Source organism: Hymenobacter humi, from assembly GCF_042665855.1.
In the GTDB taxonomy this organism is placed as follows: Bacteria; Bacteroidota; Bacteroidia; order Cytophagales; family Hymenobacteraceae; genus Hymenobacter; species Hymenobacter humi.
Genome location: NZ_JBHTEK010000001.1, coordinates 1,219,854 through 1,239,130, shown reverse-complemented (window position 1 = coordinate 1,239,130; position 19,277 = coordinate 1,219,854). Strand labels below are relative to the sequence as shown.

The 19,277-nt window shown below is 64.1% G+C and carries 22 protein-coding genes and 2 pseudogenes; 19 read left to right on the top strand and 5 right to left on the bottom strand.

What is annotated here, in order from left to right; translation table 11 throughout:
- Positions 1-67 precede the first annotated feature (67 nt).
- The 19 genes and pseudogenes from ACFQT0_RS07025 (at position 68) to ACFQT0_RS06935 (ending at position 14,316) form a co-directional block, all read left to right on the top strand.
- On the top strand, positions 68-763 hold the full coding sequence (locus ACFQT0_RS07025) for a carboxypeptidase-like regulatory domain-containing protein (RefSeq protein ID WP_380201532.1): 696 nt from the start codon (positions 68-70) through the stop codon (positions 761-763).
- Positions 676-1,467, top strand: coding sequence for a TonB-dependent receptor plug domain-containing protein (locus ACFQT0_RS07020; protein ID WP_380201530.1), 792 nt, complete (start codon positions 676-678; stop codon positions 1,465-1,467). Before ACFQT0_RS07025 ends, ACFQT0_RS07020 begins: the two co-directional genes overlap by 88 nt.
- Positions 1,464-2,234 (top strand): hypothetical protein, encoded by a 771-nt coding sequence (locus tag ACFQT0_RS07015; RefSeq protein ID WP_380201528.1) that lies wholly within the window; start codon positions 1,464-1,466, stop codon positions 2,232-2,234. The genes ACFQT0_RS07020 and ACFQT0_RS07015 overlap by 4 nt, the downstream gene beginning before the upstream one ends.
- Complete coding sequence (locus ACFQT0_RS07010) at positions 2,179-2,478, top strand: TonB-dependent receptor domain-containing protein (RefSeq protein WP_380205935.1); 300 nt, start codon at positions 2,179-2,181, stop codon at positions 2,476-2,478. Before ACFQT0_RS07015 ends, ACFQT0_RS07010 begins: the two co-directional genes overlap by 56 nt.
- Before the next feature lie 35 nt (positions 2,479-2,513).
- Complete coding sequence (locus ACFQT0_RS07005) at positions 2,514-3,236, top strand: hypothetical protein (RefSeq protein ID WP_380201526.1); 723 nt, start codon at positions 2,514-2,516, stop codon at positions 3,234-3,236.
- Between the two features lie 22 nt (positions 3,237-3,258).
- Positions 3,259-3,660 carry a hypothetical protein gene (locus ACFQT0_RS07000; RefSeq protein WP_380201524.1) on the top strand — a complete coding sequence of 134 codons (402 nt, stop codon included), beginning with the start codon at positions 3,259-3,261 and terminating at the stop codon, positions 3,658-3,660.
- A complete protein-coding gene (locus ACFQT0_RS06995) occupies positions 3,557-4,618 on the top strand; it encodes a RagB/SusD family nutrient uptake outer membrane protein (protein WP_380205934.1) in 1,062 nt (353 codons plus the stop codon). The genes ACFQT0_RS07000 and ACFQT0_RS06995 overlap by 104 nt, the downstream gene beginning before the upstream one ends.
- 48 nt (positions 4,619-4,666) lie before the next feature.
- Complete coding sequence (locus tag ACFQT0_RS06990; protein ID WP_380205933.1) at positions 4,667-4,750, top strand: RagB/SusD family nutrient uptake outer membrane protein; 84 nt, start codon at positions 4,667-4,669, stop codon at positions 4,748-4,750.
- Positions 4,751-4,787: 37 nt separating this feature from the next.
- Entirely contained in the window at positions 4,788-5,306 is a 519-nt protein-coding gene (locus ACFQT0_RS06985) for a PKD domain-containing protein (protein ID WP_380201522.1), read from the top strand.
- A gap of 13 nt (positions 5,307-5,319) precedes the next feature.
- Complete coding sequence (locus ACFQT0_RS06980; RefSeq protein ID WP_380201520.1) at positions 5,320-6,048, top strand: hypothetical protein; 729 nt, start codon at positions 5,320-5,322, stop codon at positions 6,046-6,048.
- A 174-nt stretch (positions 6,049-6,222) separates the two neighbouring features.
- Positions 6,223-6,966, top strand: coding sequence for a glycoside hydrolase family 16 protein (locus ACFQT0_RS06975; RefSeq protein WP_380201518.1), 744 nt, complete (start codon positions 6,223-6,225; stop codon positions 6,964-6,966).
- Positions 6,967-7,151: 185 nt separating this feature from the next.
- The gene (locus tag ACFQT0_RS06970; protein ID WP_380201516.1) at positions 7,152-7,550 is read left to right on the top strand and encodes a glycoside hydrolase family 16 protein; all 399 of its coding nucleotides are present in this window, start codon (positions 7,152-7,154) and stop codon (positions 7,548-7,550) included.
- Positions 7,520-7,885, top strand: coding sequence for a glycoside hydrolase family 16 protein (locus tag ACFQT0_RS06965; protein ID WP_380201514.1), 366 nt, complete (start codon positions 7,520-7,522; stop codon positions 7,883-7,885). Before ACFQT0_RS06970 ends, ACFQT0_RS06965 begins: the two co-directional genes overlap by 31 nt.
- 249 nt (positions 7,886-8,134) lie before the next feature.
- A pseudogene (locus ACFQT0_RS06960) lies at positions 8,135-9,298 on the top strand (glycoside hydrolase family 3 protein); the annotation flags it as partial.
- A 106-nt stretch (positions 9,299-9,404) separates the two neighbouring features.
- Positions 9,405-9,776 (top strand): annotated as a pseudogene (locus ACFQT0_RS06955) (glycoside hydrolase family 3 protein); the annotation flags it as partial.
- 21 nt (positions 9,777-9,797) lie between these two features.
- Positions 9,798-10,583 carry a fibronectin type III-like domain-contianing protein gene (locus tag ACFQT0_RS06950; RefSeq protein ID WP_380205932.1) on the top strand — a complete coding sequence of 262 codons (786 nt, stop codon included), beginning with the start codon at positions 9,798-9,800 and terminating at the stop codon, positions 10,581-10,583.
- Between the two features lie 1,123 nt (positions 10,584-11,706).
- Positions 11,707-12,837 (top strand): hypothetical protein, encoded by a 1,131-nt coding sequence (locus ACFQT0_RS06945; protein WP_380201511.1) that lies wholly within the window; start codon positions 11,707-11,709, stop codon positions 12,835-12,837.
- Positions 12,838-12,865: 28 nt separating this feature from the next.
- On the top strand, positions 12,866-13,132 hold the full coding sequence (locus ACFQT0_RS06940; protein ID WP_380201509.1) for a hypothetical protein: 267 nt from the start codon (positions 12,866-12,868) through the stop codon (positions 13,130-13,132).
- Positions 13,133-13,365: 233 nt separating this feature from the next.
- Positions 13,366-14,316, top strand: a complete 951-nt coding sequence (locus ACFQT0_RS06935; protein ID WP_380201507.1) for a cyclic nucleotide-binding domain-containing protein — start codon at positions 13,366-13,368, stop codon at positions 14,314-14,316.
- Between the two features lie 10 nt (positions 14,317-14,326).
- Here the strand turns inward: ACFQT0_RS06935 and ACFQT0_RS06930 are convergent, their stop codons facing one another.
- From ACFQT0_RS06930 to ACFQT0_RS06910, 5 genes are all read right to left on the bottom strand, one after another.
- A complete protein-coding gene (locus tag ACFQT0_RS06930) occupies positions 14,327-15,373 on the bottom strand; it encodes an adenylate/guanylate cyclase domain-containing protein (protein ID WP_380201505.1) in 1,047 nt (348 codons plus the stop codon).
- Positions 15,374-15,499: 126 nt separating this feature from the next.
- Complete coding sequence (locus ACFQT0_RS06925; protein WP_380201503.1) at positions 15,500-15,877, bottom strand: response regulator; 378 nt, start codon at positions 15,875-15,877, stop codon at positions 15,500-15,502.
- Between the two features lie 51 nt (positions 15,878-15,928).
- A complete protein-coding gene (locus ACFQT0_RS06920) occupies positions 15,929-17,908 on the bottom strand; it encodes a tetratricopeptide repeat-containing sensor histidine kinase (protein WP_380201501.1) in 1,980 nt (659 codons plus the stop codon).
- A gap of 539 nt (positions 17,909-18,447) precedes the next feature.
- Positions 18,448-18,789: a sensor histidine kinase gene (locus ACFQT0_RS06915; RefSeq protein ID WP_380201499.1), complete on the bottom strand. Its 342-nt coding sequence runs from the start codon at positions 18,787-18,789 to the stop codon at positions 18,448-18,450.
- A 71-nt stretch (positions 18,790-18,860) separates the two neighbouring features.
- The gene (locus ACFQT0_RS06910) at positions 18,861-19,226 is read right to left on the bottom strand and encodes a hypothetical protein (protein WP_380201497.1); all 366 of its coding nucleotides are present in this window, start codon (positions 19,224-19,226) and stop codon (positions 18,861-18,863) included.
- Positions 19,227-19,277 lie beyond the last annotated feature (51 nt).

Below are 19,277 nucleotides of genomic sequence, written 5' to 3'. Positions count from 1 at the left end.
CACCTGGAGTTCACATTCTGCATTTCAACACTTTCATAATTCGCTTATCACCCTCAGTACTCCCACCATGAAGCGAAACTTTTACTTGATAGCGCTGGTACGCCGCTCGGCGGTGCTACTGGCTTGCGGGGTTCCCGCAATGGCAGCGGCCGCTCCAGCCGCGCCAGCGTTGCTCCTACACTCCTATACGGCGGCCGATGTGCCCGTTTCGGGCCGCGTAACCGGGCCCGACGGCGTGGGGCTCCCTGGCGTCACGGTGCTGGTGCGCGGCACCACCGTGGGCACCAGCACCGGCTCCGACGGCGCTTTCAGCCTGAGCGTGCCGGAAGGCAGCACGCTGGTGTTCAGCTTCGTGGGCTTCACCACCCAAACGGCCACGGTATCGGGTACGACGAGCGGACCACTCAACATCAGCCTAATAGAAGACACGCAGAAGCTGAACGAAGTAGTGGTGGTGGGCTACGGCACCCAGCAGCGCGGCAGCGTGACGGGCGCCGTGTCGTCGGTGTCGTCGCGGGAAATTGCTTCGCAGCCGGTGGCCGATGCGACCCAGGCCCTGCAAGGCCGGGCCGCGGGCGTTACGGTGACGTCAAACGGTGGCGCGCCGGGCGGCGCGGCGGGCACGTCCATTCGGGTGCGGGGCATCACGTCGGCGGGCAACAACAACCCCTGTATGTGGTGGATGGCTTCCCGCTGCCCGACGGCGGCGAGAATCAGCTCAACGCCATCAGCCCCAACGACATTGAAAGCATTGACATCCTGAAGGATGCCTCGGCCACGGCCATCTACGGCGTGCGCGCCGCCAACGGCGTGGTCATCATCACCACCAAGCGCGGCAAGGCGGGCATGTCCACCATCAACCTGGACGCCTACCGCGGCGCGCAGCAGGTGTGGCGCAAGCTCGACCTGCTGAACGCCGAGGAGTACGCGGTGATTAACAACGAGAACCGCATCGCGGGCGGCCAGCCCATTGTGGTAGACCGGCTGCGCAACCCCAAAGCGCTGGGCGAAGGCACCAACTGGCAGGACGAAGTCTTCCGCCGGGCGGCCATTCAGAACTATTCGCTGTCGGCCAGCGGCGGCGGCGACAAGGCCCGCTTTGCCGTATCGGGCAGCTACTTCCAGCAGGACGGCACCATTGTGGGTTCGCAGTTTGAGCGGTTTACGCTGCGCGCCAACGGCGACGTGCAGGTAAACAAGATGCTGAAACTGGGCAACAGCATTTCGCTCACCCACCTCAACGACCGGCAGATTACGACCAACAGCGGCGAATACGGCACGGTGCAGCAGATGCTGCGCATTCCGGCCACCATTCCGGTGTACCGGCCCGATGGCAACTACTATGAGCCCCGCGGCCAGCAGGACAACTTCGTGGAGGAAAACCCGGTGGTGGCGGCCACGCTCAACAACCAGAAGTTTAGCCGCAACCGGGCCCTCACTACGTTTTTGCCGAGCTCGAGCCCGTGAAAGGGCTGCGCCTGCGCACCAACGTGGGCGCCGACCTCATCTTCGACAACTTCAACGCCTTCCGGCCGTCGGTGCCGGAGCTGAAGGTGGGCACCGAAACCTACTCGACCCGCTACAACCTGGCAGGGGCCACGGCCACGTCGGCCTACAACACGAGCTACCTGATTGAAAACACGGCCACCTACGACCACCTGTTTGCCGACAAGCACCAGGTAACGCTGCTGGCCGGCCAATCGGCGCAGATTATCGACCGGCAAAACGTGGAGGCCTACCGCACCGGCTACCTGCGCAACGACCTGCAGGTAATCAACTCGGGCCCCGTGAACGGCCAGCTGGCCAACGCCGGCAATATTGAGCCGCGCGCTAAGCTGGCCAGCTACTTCGGCCGCCTCAACTACGAGTTTGCGGGCAAGTACCTGTTCTCGGCCATTGCCCGCTACGACGGCGTGAGCAACTTCCAGCCCGGCGAAAAATTCGGCTTCTTCCCCGGCGTATCGGCCGGCTGGCGGATTTCGGAGGAAGAATTCTTGAAGGGCAACACCACCATCAGCAACCTGAAGCTGCGCGCCGGCTACGGCAAGGTGGGCAACCCCAACAACGCGGGCCGCTTTGCCTACCTGTTTGCCATTAACTCCGGCATTCAGTACCCCTTCGGGCCCAACGGCACCATTCAGCAGGGCGCGGCGCCCACCCGCCTGCAGAACACCGAGCCTGCGCTGGGAGACCAACAACCAAACCAACATCGGCCTGGACTTTGGCTTTCTTGACAACCGCTTCGAAGGCAGCATCGACCTCTACCAGCGCCAGTCGCCCAACCTGATTGCGCCGGTGCCGGTATCGCTGGTGTCGGGCACGTACGAGAGCGTAAACCGCAACGCGGCCTCGGCCTACAACCGCGGCGTGGACTTCTCCCTGACTTCGCGCAACATCCGGGGCACGGGCACCGGCCTGAACTGGTCGACCACCCTGAACGTGTCGGCCTACAAAACGCGCTCGAGTCGCTGGGCGTAGGCAGGCCCTACGACGGCCTGAGCGCGCTGAGCGGCGTGATTGTGCGCTACGACGAGGGCCAGCCCTTCGGCTCGTTCTTCGGCTACGTGGCCGACGGCCTGTTTCAGACCACGGAAGACGTGAAAGCCGCCAACGACAACGCCGCGGCCAAGAGCAAGGGCACGGTGCCCTTCTACCAGACCGGCGGCACGGCGCCCGGCGACATCCGCTTCAAGGACCTGAACGGCGACGGCACCATCACGGCCGCCGACCGCACCTTTATCGGCAACCCCAACCCCAAGTTCACCTACGGCCTCAACAACACGGTGACCGTGCTGGGCTTTGACCTGAATGTGTTCTTGCAGGGCTCGCAGGGCAACAAGATTTACAACCAGAACCGCTACCTGCTCGAGAGCCCGCTCTACGGCAACAGCAGCGGCAGCACCCGCGTGCTGGACCGCTGGACCGGCCCGGGCACCAGCAACGACGTGCCCCGCGCCATTGCCGGCGACCCCAACAACAACCTGCGCGTGAGCAGCTACTACGTGGAAGACGGCTCCTACCTGCGCATCAAAACCCTGACCCTGGGCTACACCCTGCCCAAGGCCATACTCGACTACGTGGCTGGCAAGCAGGTGCGCGTGTACGTGAGCGCCCAGAACCTGCTCACCCTGACCAAATACACGGGCTTCGACCCGGAGGTGGGCTCGCGCGGCGTAGACCTCGGCGTCTACCCCCAGCCCCGGGTGTTCCTGGCCGGCCTCAACCTCGGTTTCTAATCCCTCTTAACGACTCAAGAAGATGTCCATCTTACACAAATACGCTTGCGGCACCGCGCTGCTCACGCTGGGCTTGCTAACGGGCTGCGGGGAGAAGTTTCTGGAGGAAACCCCCACCGACCAGGTAACCGACGCCAACTTCTACAAAACCGCCAACGACGCCATCCAGGCCACCACCGCCATCTACAGCGAGCTGGGCAAGGGCGGGCAGTACAACTACGCCCTGTGGGGCATCGGCGACATCGGCTCCGACCTGTCGAACACGGGCGGCGGGGGCGGCGGCGACGGCATCGAGCAGCAGCAGGCTCGACAACTTCAACATTCCGGCCACCAACCCGCTCACCAGCCGGCTGTGGGGCGGCTGCTACATCGGCATCGGGCGCGCCAACATCGTGCTGCAGAAGGTGCCGGCCATGCAGATTGACCCGGCCATCCAGACCCGCAGCATCGGCGAAGCCGAGTTCCTGCGGGCCAAGTACTACTTCGACCTCGTGCGGGCTTTCGGCGACGTGCCCCTACTCACCACCCCGCCCACCACGCTCGCGGAGGTGAACGTAGCCCGCACCCCGGTAGCCCAGGTGTACACGCAGATAGAGAAGGACTTACTCGACGCCATCACCAAGCTGCCCGCTTCCTACAGCGGCGACGACCTGGGCCGGGCCACCAAGTGGGCCGCCGCTGGCCTGCTGGCCAAGGTGTACCTCACCGAAAACAAGCTGCCCGAGGCGGCCACGCAGGCCCGCTCAGTCATCACTTCCAGCGGCAAAGCGCTGTGGGACAACTATGGCGACAACTTCAAAGTGGGCAACGAGTACGGCAAAGAAGCGCTGTTTGAAGTGGGCTACATCGCGGGCCGCAACCAGTACACCTTCGACGGCCTGGGCTTTTGCGGCAATGAGTTCTTCGGGCCCCGCGGCCAGGGCATCGTGCCCCAGGGCGGCTACGGCTTCAACATCCCCGAGCCGGACTTTGTGGCCGGCTACGAAGCCGGCGACCTGCGCCGCGACGTGACCATCTGGAAGCCCGGCGACAAGTACCCCGACGGCCGCGTGCAGCCGGCTTCCTTGCCCGGTTCGCCCAACGGCTACGGCGTGAAGAAGTGGTTTGTGGGCAAGGTGAACACCAACGTCTGGGATTCGGAACTCAACATTCCGGTGCTGCGCCTGGCCGAGGTGTACCTGATTTTGGCCGAAGCGGCCGGCACCACGCCTGAGGGCCTGGAAGCCATCAACAAGGTGCGCCGCCGCGCGTTTGGCCTGCCCGTGAACACGGCTTCGGCCAAAGACCTGGCCGCCGGCCTCAGCGCCACGGCCTTCAAGCAGGCGGTGTGGCGGGAGCGCAAGTACGAGTGGCGTTCGAAAACGACCGGTGGTTCGACATGAAGCGCACCGGCGAGCCTGCTCACCTCGCCGCAGCTCATTGCCAAGGGCGTGAAGCCTTACAACGTGGTGCTGCCCCTGCCGCAGTCGGAACTGGACGTGAACTCCGGCCTGACGCAAAATACGGGCTACTAAGCGCCCGCCTCTCCCTTATTTCTTCTCCGACATTCCCATGAAAAAGATAGTACGCGTGGCAGCCCTGGGCCTCTTGATGGCTCCGTTGCTGCTGGCCTCTTGTACCAAAGAAGGCGACGATAACCAGCTGGAGGGCGCCGTGCCCCAGTCCACCTTCACCTACCAGGTGAACGCCACCGAATTCCCCACGGTGGTCACCTTCACCAGCACCGCCCAGGACGGCTTTCTGTACCAGTGGAATTTCATTGGCGAAAACGCGGTGGCCTCGGGCACCACAGTGAAGCACACCTACCCCCGCCCCGGCACCTACGAAGTGGAGCTGATTACGGCCGGCCGCGGCGGCACGGGCATCTCGGCCAAGCAGAAGATTACCATTCCGGACGCCTGCGCCAACGCGGCCTACAGCAAGCTGGTAGACTGCGCCGGCAGCGGCACCCGGGTGTGGTCCTTTCTCGACGGGCCCGGCTCCATCGTGAAGGAATCGGCGGCGGGCGTGCAGCTCTCGGCCTCGGCTGCGCTGCCGGCCTGCCAGGCTCGACGACCAGTTTTCGTTTAGCAACAACTACACGGTGAACTACGAAAGCGGCGGCGCCACCTTCCAGAACGGCGCCTGCGGCAGCTCGCTCAACCGCGGCGGCAAGTTCATCTTCCGGCCCAACAGCAGCGGCAACCCGCAGATTGTACTGCAAGGCAAGGGCGCCTTTATCGGCCTGCCCGACTCGGTGGCCAACAAAACCTACGACATTCTGGAAGCCACCGACACCAAGCTGCGCCTGCGCGGCACCAACCCCGACGGCACCCGCACCATCATCACCCTGGCGCCTTACGACGCCACCGCCCCCATCAAGCTCCTGCTCACGGGCGGCTCCTCGAAAACCTGGATGCTGGACAACGCCGCCGACGCCCCCATCGTGGTGGGCACCGAAACCGGCCCCACGGCCTACTTCGGCGGCGTGAAAGCCGGCGAGCTGCCCGGCTGCCAGTCCGACGACGAGTACACCTTCTCGACGGCCAACGTCTTCTCCTACGAAGCCAAGGCTGAGACCTTCTCGGCCAACGGCTACACCTGCCAGGCACCCCAGACGGGCACTTCGCCCTTTGTCTTCGGGCCGGCGGCCGGCGCGGGGTTGGCTCAATTTACCCTCACGCGGTCCGGCGCCTTCATTGCCGCCACCGACGCCTCGCCCGTGGAGCGCGTGTACCGCATCCTGAGCATCGACGCCAAGAAGATGACCCTGCGGGCCGGCAGCGGCCAGAACAATGGCACCGTGTTCACTATTAAGATGGTAGCCAAGTAGTGGCCCCGGTTGTTAGCCGGTCTGTTTTAGCTCAATTTATGAAAGTTCAACCCCACCTCTACCTGCGGAAGTACCGGCTCGGGGTCAGCCTGCTGCTGGCCCTGAGCCTCACCTCCTGCACCGAGAAGGCCAGCCCCCGGCCGGCGCCCTGCCCCCACGCCCGCCCCGCCGGTGGTGAACGAGGAGGCCCGCAACTACGCCGACTACACCACCCTAGTGTGGGGCGACGAATTCGACGGCAGCGCCCTCGACCAAACCAAGTGGGGCTACGACCTGGGCGGCAGCGGCTGGGGCAACAACGAGCTGCAGAACTACACCAATTCGAGCGAAAACTCCTTCGTAAACGGCGGCAACCTCACCATTAAGGCTCTCCGCCAGCAGTCGGGCAGCAACGGCTACACCTCAGCCCGGCTGCTCACCAAGGGGAAGCAAACCTTCCAGTTTGGCCGCATCGACGTGCGGGCCAAAATCCCCAAGGGCAAGGGCGTGTGGCCCGCCATCTGGATGCTGGGCGCTGACATTGACCAGAACAACTGGCCGAAATGCGGCGAAATCGACATCATGGAGCTGCGCGGCAGCCGGCCCAAGGAGCTGCTGTCCACCATGCACTTTGCCGACCCCCAGGGCGCCCGCCGCCTGAAGGGCACCACCAAAACGGTGACCGCCGACCTCTCCGACGACTTCCACATCTACTCGGTGGTGCGCAGCCGCGACCAAATCCGGGTGTACCTCGACAGCGAGCTGTTTTTCACCTTCACGAGCGGCGACACCAGCGGAGGCTCATACCCTTTCAACAACCCGTTTTTCATGATTCTGAACGTGGCCGTGGGCGGCGATTTCGACGGCAACCCCGACGCTTCGACGGTCTTTCCGCAGCAGATGCAGGTGGACTACGTTCGGTATTTCCAATACAAGTAACAACCAGTGCGCATGCCGACTAGAGTAGGTGGGAAAATCGATTTGGTCGGCCGGCGCAATCGTGGCGGTGCCACGCTGGCCCGGGCGGTGGCCGTGCTTGGCAGCGTACTGCTGAGCGGGGCTGCCCCCGTTGGCCCGGCGGGCCCGCCCCGCCCCGCAAGCCCCGCTACACCTTCGACAAGCTGGTGTGGCGCGACGAGTTCAACTACACCGGCCTGCCCGACTCGACCAAGTGGGGCTACGACGTGGGCGGCACCGGCTGGGGCAACAAGGAGCTGCAGTACTACACCAAAAACCGGCTCGAAAACGCCCGGGTGGAAGGCGGCAACTTGGTGGTGGAAGCCCGCAAGGAAGCCCTGATGCCGGGCAACGCCTACACTTCGGCCCGGCTGGTGTCGCGCGGGCAGGGCCGCGGCGGCAGCCAGACCTACGGCCGCTTCGAGGTGCGGGCCCGCATTCCCGGCGGGCGCGGCACCTGGCCCGCCATCTGGATGCTGCCCGACCAAAACCCCTACGGCAACCACAGTGGCCCGACAACGGCGAAATCGACATCATGGAGCACGTGGGCTACGACCCCAACGTGATTCACGCCTCCACGCACTGCAAGAGCTACTACTTCCGCACCAACAACCAGAAAACCGGCGTCACGCTCCTGCCCGACGCCACCACGGCCTTCCACGTCTACGCCATCGAGTGGACGCCCGAAACCATCACGGCCGAAATCGACGGGCAGCTCTACTTCGCGGCCCGCAACGAGGGCACCGGCTGGCAGGCCTGGCCCTGGGATAAGCCCTTCCACGTGCTGCTGAACGTGGCCGTGGGCGGCGAGTGGGGCGGCCAGAAGGGCATCGACGAAGCCGCCTTTCCCCAGCATATGCTGGTGGACTACGTGCGCATTTACCAGATGAAAAAGAGCTGATTTAGCTCAAGTTCAGCTCCATTTTTTGCTTTTATCACGCCGAAGGATTGGTGAGACTCCCGAGGGTGGTGCCGGCGTGGCAGCCAGTGGAATGCTACGCTAGTGGGAAGGAACGGGCCACGGCGGACCATCCGGCAAGCAGCACAGGGCTACCTCCCTTGCAGCTCCGGGCGTGGCCTGTTCCTTCTTCGGTGCCTCAGCGGTTTCCCGATTTCTGCGGCGGTGTTTCTCACCTCCATTTCTGTTTTTATGAAACAACCTCTTCCCTTCTTCCGCCGGCTGGCCCTTGGGGCCCTGCTGGCGCTGGGAGCCCAACCCGCCATGGCCCAGCGCCTGGGCCTGGAGCTGCGCATCGACTCGCTGCTGAAAGCCATGAGCACCGAAGAAAAGCTGGCCCAACTGACCAACAACAGCTTCATGACCACGCCCGACAACGCCCGGCTCAAAATCCCCGGCTTTGTGATGGACGACGGCCCGCACGGCGTGCGCTTCCAGAAAGCCATTGCCTGGCCCACCGGCATGGGCATGGTATCTACCTGGAACCGCAGCCTGGCCCAACAAGTGGGCCAGGCCATGGGCGAGGAGTTCTGGGCTTTTGGCAAGCATCAGCAATTGGGCCCGTGCATCGACCTGGCCCAGGACCCGCGCGGCGGCCGCAGCGCCGAGAGCGGCGGCGAAGACCCGTTTCTCATCGGCCAGATTACGTCCCGCATAGCCAAGGGCATCCAGACCACGCCGGTGATAGCCACCGTGAAGCACTTCATGATTGAGGGCAAGCAGGCCACCCGCCACACCCGCAACGAGCTGTTCACCGACCGCGGCGTGATGGAGCACTACGGCTATAATTTCCGCACCGTGATACAGGAAGGCGCCGTGCTCAGCGTGATGTCGGCCTACAACCTCATCAACGGCGAGCACGCGGCCGAGAGCCCCTACCTGCTGAACACCGTGCTGCGCGAGCGCTGGGGCTTCCCGTTCTACGTGGTGTCGGACTGGGACGCGGTGCACGACACGAAGAAGGCCATCCTGGCCGGCAACGACGTGTGCATGGGCAGCGACGACTACACCAAAGACCTGCCCGGCCTGGTGGCCAGCGGCGCCGTGCCCATGACGGCCATCGACGCGGCCGTGCGCAACGTGCTGCGCACCAAAATCATGGCCGGCCTGCTCGACTTTTACCCCAAAGGCAGCAAGGCCGACGCCAACACCCCGGCCCACAGCAAGCTCAACCAGCAGGCGGCGCGTGAGTCCATCGTGCTGCTCAAGAACGCCGACCAGCTCTTGCCGCTGAACAAGGCCACCGTGAAGCGCATCGCCCTCATCGGCCCCAACGCCGACAAGGGCAACCTGAACTGCTACGGCAGCAGCGAAACCAGCCCGCCCTACTCCGTCAGCCTCAAGCAAGGCCTGGAAACCAAGCTGGGCGTGGCCAAAATCGCCTTCGCCAAGGGCTGCGACATGAACAGCCCCGACACCACCGGCTTCAAGCTGGCCCGCGAGCCTGGCCCGCGGGGCCGATGTGGTCATCTTCGCCGCCGGCCTCGACAGCACCCAGGAGGGCGAGGAATACAACTCGGGCCACGACCGCGCCAACAAATCGGTGACGCTGCCCGGCCAGCAGCAGGCCCTCATCAACGCCCTGGCCCGCGCCAACCCCAAGATGGTGGTGGTGGTGCAAAGCGGCGGCGTGTGCGCCCTGCACGAGAGCCTGCCCCGCACCAAGGCCCTGCTTTATTCCTTCTACGCGGGCCAGGAAGCCGGCACCGCGCTGGCCGACGTGCTGGTGGGCGACTACAACCCCGCCGGCCGCATGCCCGTGACCATGCCCACCGGCGATGCCCAGCTGCCCGCCTGGAGCGACGACCTCACCGACGCCAACGGCGTGGGCTACCGCCTCTACGACCGCAAGAACATGAAGCCCGAGTTCGCCTTCGGCGCGGGCCTGAGCTACACCACCTTCCAGTACAGCAACCTGAAGCAGCCCAAGGCCCCCGTGGCGGCTGGCTCGCCCGTCACCATCAGCGTGGACGTGCAGAACACCGGCACCCGCGCCGGCGACGAAGTGGTGCAGCTCTACCTCACTGACAAATCGAGTAAGCTGCCCATGCCCGAAAAGCAGCTCAAGGGCTTCGAGCGCATCAACCTGGCGCCCAAGCAGAAGAAAACGGTCAGCTTCACGCTTTCGGCCGAGGACTTCTACTACTGGAGCGAGCAGGCCAAAGGCTACCAAGTGCACCCCGGCGCCTACAGCTTCCGGGTGGGCAGCGCCTCGGACAAGCTTCCGCTGGCCGGCACCTTCACCCTGAAAGCCGCCGCCGCCAAGCCCGACCTCAAGATAACCCAGGTGTTCACCGTGCCCCGCTTCCCCAAGCCGGGCCAGGCCGTGACCTTCTATGCCATGGTGAAGAACATGGGCACCGCCCCCGTGGCCACCAACAGCAAAGTGGACGTTACCTTCCTGGTGAACAATGCCCCCGTCGGCAGCCTGCAGGGCGTGGGACAGCCGCTGCTGCCCGGCCAGGCCCGCCTGCTGCCCGCCACCACCAACAACTGGAAGCCCACGGCCGCGGGCAACTTTACCCTGGGCGCCGTGGTCGACAAAGCCAACGCCCTCGGCGAATGGATAGACAGCAACAACACCTTCAGCCGCTCCATCAAAGTGTACTCGGGCCAGCCTGCAGCTCAAGTTTCTCCGTAAAAATTGAGCTGTTCACAGCAGCATGATAACTGCATGAGAAGGCCCTGAGCACGATGCTTGGGGCTTTTTTATTGAAGCACTAACACCATGTTTGGAAATTCGATTTTGTGTCATGCTGAGCGCAGTCGAACCATCTCGCGGGCAGTTGCTAATCCTTACGATTGGTTTACTACCCCAGGCGAGATGCTTCGACTGCGCTCAGCATGACGCTCAAAGGACGTGTTTGGCTAAATCCAAACACGCGCTAAGTCAAAAACAGCCGCTTCGGAAAGTGACTAAGGATTCACTTGGCGGCCGAGCGCAACCAGGCACACCAGACAAGCGCACGCGGCTGCCCCTCTGGCGCAACTTGCAGAAGCCCATGATGCCGATTAGGCACCGGGCGCCCTTATCTTTGGCTATAGCCGTGCCCGGTGGTGCCGGCGTCCTTTCTGCATGATTTCAGCCACCTATCTGCAACGCCTGTTCGGCATCAAAACCAGCGAAACCCGCACGGTGGGACTGTTTTTGCTGCACAATTTCCTGCTTGGCATCGGCTCGGTGCTGGTGTACGTGGCGGCCAACGTGCTGCTGCTCGAGCACGACCCCGCGCACAGCCTGCCGCTGGGCTACATCGCCGGCGCCCTGGCCATGATGGCCGTGGGCAAGATTTACACTTATTTCGAGCACCACTACCTGCTGAAAAAGCTGGCCGTGCGTGTGCTGCTGGCCGTGGTGGCCCTCACCGGCGTAATGGGCGTGCTGGTGGCAGTGAGCCATTCGGTGGTGGCCGCCGTGGCCATTATGGTGGGCTACCGCCTCATCTACCTGCTCACCAACCTGGAGTTCTGGGGCGTGTCGGCAGTGGTATTCGACGTGCGGCAGAGCAAGCGGTTGTTCAGCGTGATTAGCTCCGGCGACATGCCGGCCAAGGCCCTGGGCGCCCTGCTGGCGGCCCTTATCCACGGCAATGCGCAGCTGCCGGTGCTGCTGGGCGTGTCGTTTGTGGCGTATATGGGCGCTTTGTTTGCGCTGCGCTCCACGCTGCAGTCGCACGTGGTGGAAGCCGCCGCGCGGCCCGTGCGGCATTCCCAGCGCCCCCAGACCCGCTTGCTGCAACAGCTGTTTGGCGGCAGCGAGCCTGGTGCTGGCCATGTGCCTGAGCCTGGTAGCCATTGCGGCGGTGCTCACGGGCGTGGAGTACATGTTCTTTGTCAACGTGAAGCACCGCTTTCACGAGTCGGAAGACATCACCCGCTCGGTGGGCTGGGTGCTGGGCCTGACGTACCTGGCCGCCATGTTCTTTAAGCTGCTGGTGAGCCGGCAGGCCCTGGAGCGCTACGGCGTGCAGTGGTCCTTGCAGCTGCTGCCGGTGGTGGCGCTGGCGTGTCTGGCCGGTTTTGGGGGCGTGCAGCTGTTCGGCGCCTCTTCGCAAACCGTGCTGCTCGCGTATTTCTGCGGCCTGTACCTGCTGCTGGAAGTGCTGCGCCGCACCGTGTTCGACCCCGTATTTCTGGTGCTGTTTCAGCCCCTGGCCCCGCAGCAGCGGCTGGCCGCCCACACGCTGGCCAAGGGCTTCTACGAGCCGCTGGGCATGGGCCTGACCGGCCTGCTGTTTTATGGGCTGGGCGCGGCCGACTGGCTCGCGGGCTGGGTGCCCTTTGCCTGGATGAGCGGCCTGCTGCTGCTGGCCTTGCTGTTTTTGCGGCGCACCTACACCAGCTACCTGGCCGAGCTGAAAGACGGCCTGGGCCGCCGCTTTGCCGAAACGGCCGAGCTGGCCCTGCCCGACGCGGCGCTGCAAATGGTGCTGGCCCACCTGCAAAGCCCGCGGCCCACCGAAGTGCTCAACGCCGTGGCCTGGCTGCGCCAGCGCGAGCCCGGGGCCCTGGCCAGCCACGTGCCCACCCTGCTCGAGCACGCCGATGAGCGGGTGCGCCTGGCTCTACTGGCCACACCCGAAGTGCGCCCCCTGCCCACCGAAGCCCTGCAGGCCCTGGCCCTGCGCGACCCCGCGGCCGCCGTGCGCGAAGCCGCCGCCCAGCAGTTAGCCCAGGCCGACCCAGAAGCGCTCGCTTTGGCTGCTCTACTGGCCGGGACCGATATGGCCGCCCGCCAGGGCGCTATCCGGGGCAGTCTTGCCACCCAACCCGAGCACGCGCTGGCGCGGCAGAGCCTTCAGGAGCTGCTACAAGACTCAGCGCCCGCCGCCACTTGCGCGGCTTTGGCGCTGCTGGCGTTCTTTCCCTCTGATACCCAAAGCCAGGCTCGTTGAGCGCAGCCTAGCCAGCCCAGATGCCAGCGTGGCGCACGCGGCGCTGCGGGCCATTGGCACCCTGGGCCACACCCAGCTTGCCCACCACCTGCTGCTGGCCCTGGCCGACAAGCAGCGCTGGCAGCCCGCCGCCGACAGCCTCGTGGCCCTGGGCGCGGCCGCGGCGCCCCTGCTGCGCAAAGCCCTGCACGACCGGCACCGGCCGGCTCCTACGCACCGTCTGGTGACCGTACTCGAGCGCATCGACGCTCCCAGCAGCCGCGCTGCGCTGGTTGAGCCTGGCCCAGGGCCATAACCTGTTTCGCCGCACGTTGGCGCTGCGGGCCCTGCGTAGGTTTCCGGCCGTGCCCACCGATGCACCGGTTTTTGAAAAGCTCCTGCACGACGAGTTCAACCTGGCGGCCCAGGCTGCTAAGCGGCCTGGCGGCCGACCGCCGCCCCGCCCTGCACACCACCGCCGGGTACGAGTGACGCTGCTGCACCAGCGCGTATTCGGTCTGCTCGCCCAGCTCTACGACGCCGAGCCTGGTGGCCACGGCGCAGCGCAACGTGGCCCACGCGGCCCGCGAGCGCCAGGCCAACGCCCTAGAAATTCTCGACAACCTGATTCCCCGGCCTATTTACCAGGGCCTGCAGGCCCTGCTCGACGACGCTCCTGTGGCCGAGAAAGCCCGGATTTTTGCCACCCTCACCGCGCCCACTGCGCCGGCCCGCGCCCAGCGGCTGGCATTGGCGGGCGGGGCCACCGCCGTGGCCGCTCCGCTTGTTGCGGTAGCTGCGTCCGCCGAGGCCCTGCCCACCTTTCTGCTGCGCCAGGGCAAAGCCGTGTTCACTTCCTGGACGCTGAGCGTGGCCCTGCGCCACTGGCAGCCCACCGAAGCCGATGCCGCGACCCTGCTGCTGCCGTACCTGAACTCCCCGGATGCGCTGCTGCGCGAAAGCGCGCACGTAGCCGCTACGGCGCTGGCCGCCCGCACGGGCCAGCCGTTATCCGCCCTTCTTTCCCCTTCCGAAGCCATGAGCCACTCCCCTGCCGCCGAATCTCAAGTATCTGCCCTGGAGCGGGTAGTGGTGCTCAAGAGCACCAGTTTGTTTGCCCAAACGCCCGAAAACGTGCTCAGCAGCATCGTGCCCATCATGCGGGAAGTAACTTTTCGGGAAGGCGAGGAGATTTTTGCCAAAGGCGACATCGGGACCTCGCTTTTCATCGTGCACGATGGGCAGGTGGGCATTTTCAACGGCAGCCAGCAGTTGGCCACCTTCGGGCCCGGCGACTTTTTCGGCGAGCTGGCTTTGCTCGATACCGAGCCCCGCTCGGCCACCGCAGCCGCGTTGAGCCAGGTGCTGGCTTTCCGCATCGACCAGGAAGACTTTTACGACGTGATGGAAGAGCGCGGCGAAGTGCTGCGCAACATCATGCGCATGCTTTGCCAGCGCATCCGGCTGCAAAACGAGAAGATGCGCGAGCTGGCAAAGTAGCCCCAGCGGGCTACTCCACCACTTCGTAGATTTTGACGGGCTGGGCCTTGTTCTTCAACGTCACCTCGCTCACAAACTGGCACTGAAACGACTCTTTGACTTTCAGGTACACGGCTTCGCTGATAATAATCTGCCCGGGTGAAGCCGCCGACTGCAGCCGCTGCGTCATGTTCACCACGTCGCCTATCACGGTGTAATCCAGGCGCTTGAGCGACGCCGAGCCGATGTTGCCCGACACGACCTCGCCGGTATTGACGCCGATGCTGACCTTGGGCCGGAACTCGAAGCCGGCGGGCAGCGGGGCGTCGCTCTGCTGCAGCACGGTGCGGGCCGACAGCGCCGCGTCGATGGCCCGGTCGAGGTGGTGCTCGCCGCGGAACACGGCCATCACGGCATCGCCCATGAACTTGTCGACGTAGCCGCCCTGCGCAATGACTTCCTTCACCATCAGGTCGAAGTAGGTGTTGAGCAGGCCGATGACGTCGGTAGGCGCCATTTTTTCGGCCAGCGACGTGAAGCCGCAGATGTCGAGAAAAACCACGGTGGCTTCCACGGTTTCGCTGGCCAGCAGGCGGTTTTCGAAATCGGGCCGGGTCATGAAGTTGAGCACCGTTTCGTCGACGTACATCTTCAGGATGTTGTTTTCCTGGATGGCGCGGAGTGTGTCGCGCAGCTGGCGCACCTGCTCGGCGGTTTTCTCGATGGTGACTTCCAGGTCGTGAAAGTCCACGGGTTTCACCACGAAGTCGAAGGCGCCGCGGTTCATGGCGGTGCGCAGGTTGCCCAGGTCGCCATAGGCCGAGACTATCACCGTCTTCATGGCCGGGTGCTCGGCGTGGGTGTGCGTGAGCAGGGTCAGCCCGTCCATCACGGGCATGTTGATGTCGCTGAGGATGACGTCGGTATCGGGGTTTTCCGTGATGCGCTGGAGCGCCTCCTGCCCGTTGTTGGCGAAGATAAATTCGTAGGTGCTCTCGCGAATCTTGCGCCGGAACTTCTGCTTGATAAGTAGTTCGAGGTCGGCTTCGTCGTCGACCACCAGTATTTTCGTCTTCATAGAATTACAGCACTGAATAGCCGGCGGTTAGTAGTTGGTTAGCAGCGGGTGGGAGCAGCCCGGGGCCGTTTTGCTCAGGGCAGGCGCTCCTTTCGTCTGGGTCCTTGGTACTACGCACTGGCTACATTAACGAAGCAGATGTAGCAATTTATCCTTGAGTACTCCAAAATCCACGGGCTTGGTCAAAAAATCATTGGCGCCCAGCTGCATGGCCTTGTTGTAGCTCTCGTCGTCGCCATAGGCCGTAATCATGACCATGGTGGTGGGCGGCATCTCGAACTCCTCTTTCACGCGGCCCAGCAAATCCAGCCCGCTCATGCCCGGCATGTTGATATCGGAGAGGATAATCAGCACTTCGGAGCGGTGGCTGCGCAGGAAATCCAGCGCTTCCTCGCCCGAAAAAGCATAGCTAAAGTGCAGCTCGCCGCTGCGGATTTCGCGCCGAAAACGCTGCTGAAACAAGTCGCGCACATCGGTTTCGTCGTCGACAACCAGAATTTGCATGGGCAAGGGAATTGAGAATTGAGCCGGCTCCAAAGGTAGAGCTTCAGGCTATCAGATGGGCAGGCTAACAGTGAATTCGGTGCCAAGGCCTTCCTGGCTTTCCACGAGCAGGCGGCCGCTGTGGCCGCTGGTGACGATGTCGTGCGAGAGCGAGAGGCCCAGGCCGGTGCCTTCGCCCACGGGCTTGGTGGTAAAGAAGGGATGAAAAATCTTGTCCTTCACCTTGTCCGACATACCGGTGCCATTGTCGCGGATGCGAATCTCGACCTTGCCGGGCAGCAGGCGGGTGGTCACCTGCACCTCGGGCTGGTAAGCCGGGTCGGGGTGCTGCCGCTGCCGGGCCTGTACGGCATGAAACGCGTTGGTAAACAAGTTGATGAGCACCCGGCTCAGGTCTTGCGACACCACCGCTACTTCGGGCAGGCTGGGGTCCAGGCAGGTGGTGAGCGTGGCGTTGAAATCCTTTTCCTTGGTGCGCAGGCCCTGGTAGGCCAGGCGCAGGCTTTCGTCGACCAGGGCGTTGAGGTTGGCGGGCTCGCGCCGGCCGGTGCCCGTGCGCGAATGCTCGAGCATGCCCTTGATAATGGAGGTGGCGCGCTGCCCGTGCTGGCTGATTTTCTGAAGGTTCTGCTTGAGGCCGGCCAGGATTTCCTGCTCCAGGCCCGAACTGCGGGCGGGGCTGTTCCCGGCAGCGTCGCGGGCGTCGCCGCTCATCTCGTCCACCAGGTCGGCGCTTACCTCGGCGAAGTTCTTCACAAAATTGAGCGGGTTTTGCAGCTCGTGGGCAATGCCGGCGGTGAGCTCGCCCAGGAAGGCCATTTTTTCGCGCTGCACGAGCTGCTCCTGGGTCGTTTTCAGCTCGGCCAGGGACTTTTCCAGCGCCTCGTTGGCGCGCTGCTGCTGGCGGCTGTGCCGGGCCAGAATCAGCGCCAGGGCCAGCAGCCCCACCAGGCCGGCCACCAAGGCGAAGGTGCGGTAGCGGGTTTTGAGCGCGGCCTGGCTGGCGGCGGCCGCCTGAGCGCGCTGCTGCTCGCGGTAGTTGAGGCTTTGCAGGCGCATCACCTTTTCCTGCCCAAAGAGCGTGTCTTTCATCACCAGCATCAGGCTCTGGTACTTCAGCGCGCTGTCGGGCTGCCGCTGGGCTTTGAAGTCTTTGGTGAGCAAAGTGCTGGCGTTGAGCACGCCCCGTAGAAAGCCGTTGGTCTGGCCGGCCTGGCAGCCCAGGCGGGCGTAGTAAATGCTGGAATCGAGCCTGCCCCTTTTCTGGTAGAGCGTGGCCATGCCCACGTAGGCAAAGTTGAGGCTGCGCAAGTGCCGCACCTTCTTCGATTCGGCGATGCTTTTGCGGTAATACGTGCGGGCCTCGTCGAGCCGGCCCTGCTTGAGGGCCACGTTGCCCAGGCCGTACAAGATGTAGTTGGTGGGCGTGTGCAGGCGCCGGGCCAGGGTGTAAGCCCGCTCCTGGTACAGCTTGGCCGAGTCGAGTTGGTTGAACAGGTCGTAGGCCAGCCCAATATTGCTCAGCTCAATTACCACGCGGCGCTCGTCGCGCGCCTGCTCCCCGATTTTCAGGGCCCGGAAATAATACGCCAGCCCCTGCTGGCGGTCGCGCAGGTACACGTAGATAATGCCGATGCTGCGCAGGTTCTGGGCTTCCAGGGCGCGGTCGCGGGTGGCTTTGGCAATGTGCAGCGACTGCTGAAACAGCTCCAACGAGCGGGCTAGGTTGCTTTCGCGCAGGGCCGCGCCGAGGCGGTTGAGGGCCTCGCCCTCGCCGTGGCGGTAGCCGATGCGGCGGGCCAGCGTCAGGGCCTTGATGGCGTACACGGCCGCCGAGTCGGTGCGCTGGGTCCAGAGCTGGTCGCTGAGCTGGCAGAGCAGGATGACGCGCCGGGTATCGGGCTGCGGCCGGGCCAGCAAGCCGCGCAGGCTGTCCACGGTGCGGCTTTGGGTGGGCACGGGCAGCGGCGCGGCGTGCCCCGAGGCGGACCCCAGCACCAGGAAAGCCACGAGCAGGCTCAACCGAAACAACACGCGAGAGAAAAGAAAAGGAGTAAAGGGAAACGTCAATAGACCTGGCGAATGTAGCGAAAGGTAAACGCAATTATGTCAGCGCGTTGGGCTAACCAGGCTAACGCTTGTTCAGGAGCCCAAACCGCGGGGCTCCCCGTAAGTTTAGCCCAAAGAAGAAGCGGCTGTTTTTTGGTTGCACGCCCGCTGGGCAAGGCTGGAAAGGCAGCTTGCCATCGGTTCCTGGTTGATTAATTTACATGCCGTGTGCTTGAGGTGCGGCGAGCGCACGGCTTCAGATTGTAATCCTTTGCTGCCAGACTGTCTTTTCACCGCCCGGCAAGCAAGCAAGCAAGCAAGCAAGCAAGCAAGCAAGTAAGCAAATGTAGGCAATTGGTAGGACCAACACGATAATAAATAGCAGCCTACCCAGTTTCGGTCCCGGCACAGCTCAATTAAGCAAGCGAGCAGCCCGAAAAGCTGGGCCCAACCTCCGGGGGAACCGGGCAGGAACAACAGGGGCCGACCCGGAGCGAACGGGCAGCCGGGCAAACGGGCAATTAGCGCGGCTGCGTGATGGGCAAGGTGATGAGAAACTCGGTGAAGTTGCCTTCTTCCGACGTAACCGTGAGCGTGCCGCCGTGGCCCTGCGTGACAATGTCGTAGCTCAACGAGAGGCCCAGGCCGGTGCCCTCGCCGCTGGGCTTGGTGGTAAAGAAGGGTTGGAAGATTTTCTGCCGCACGGCTTCGGGAATGCCCAGGCCGTTGTCGCGCACCCGGATTTCGACCAGCTCGCCCCGCCGACTTGTGCACACCGACACGGTGGGGGCATAGGTGGCGTCGCCTTTCAGCTGGCGCTGGCGCACGGCGTAAAACGCGTTGCTGAACAGGTTGAGCAGCACCCGGCCCAGGTCGGGCGCGATGGCTTCGACCGGGGGCAGGTCCGGGGCCAGGCTCGGTGTTGAGCGTGGCGTTAAAGCTTTTGTCTTTGGCGCGCAGGCCCTGGTAGGCCAGGCGCAGGTACTCGTCGGCCAGGTGGTTGATGTTGGTGGGCAGGCGCTCGCCGGTGCTGGCGCGGCTGTGCTCGAGCATGCCCTTCACGATGCTGGCCGCCCGCTGCCCGTGGTGGTGAATCTTCTGCAGATTCTGGGCAATGTCTTCGAGCAGGCTCGGCCTCCAGGCCCGGGTCGCGCTGGGCCCGGCCCTTCTCCTCGCGCAGCTCGCCGAGCATTTCCACGCTCACGTCGGCGAAGTTGTTGACGAAGTTGAGCGGGTTCTGAATCTCGTGGGCAATGCCGGCGGTGAGCTCGCCCAGGCTGGCCATTTTTTCGGACTGCACCAGCCTGGGCCTGCGTGGCCCGCAGCTCGGTGATGGCGGTGCGCAGCTCCT

Bases quoted from the DNA above. Each gene is read 5' to 3' on its own strand.
- ACFQT0_RS06985 (WP_380201522.1), top strand. From the start codon at position 4,788: ATGAAAAAGATAGTACGCGTGGCAGCCCTGGGCCTCTTGATGGCTCCG.
- ACFQT0_RS07025 (WP_380201532.1), top strand. From the start codon at position 68: ATGAAGCGAAACTTTTACTTGATAGCGCTGGTACGCCGCTCGGCGGTG.
- ACFQT0_RS06925 (WP_380201503.1), bottom strand. From the start codon at position 15,877: ATGCAAATTCTGGTTGTCGACGACGAAACCGATGTGCGCGACTTGTTT.
- ACFQT0_RS06930 (WP_380201505.1), bottom strand. From the start codon at position 15,373: ATGAAGACGAAAATACTGGTGGTCGACGACGAAGCCGACCTCGAACTA.
- ACFQT0_RS06950 (WP_380205932.1), top strand. From the start codon at position 9,798: ATGAAGCCCGAGTTCGCCTTCGGCGCGGGCCTGAGCTACACCACCTTC.
- ACFQT0_RS06965 (WP_380201514.1), top strand. From the start codon at position 7,520: ATGGAGCACGTGGGCTACGACCCCAACGTGATTCACGCCTCCACGCAC.
- ACFQT0_RS07000 (WP_380201524.1), top strand. From the start codon at position 3,259: ATGTCCATCTTACACAAATACGCTTGCGGCACCGCGCTGCTCACGCTG.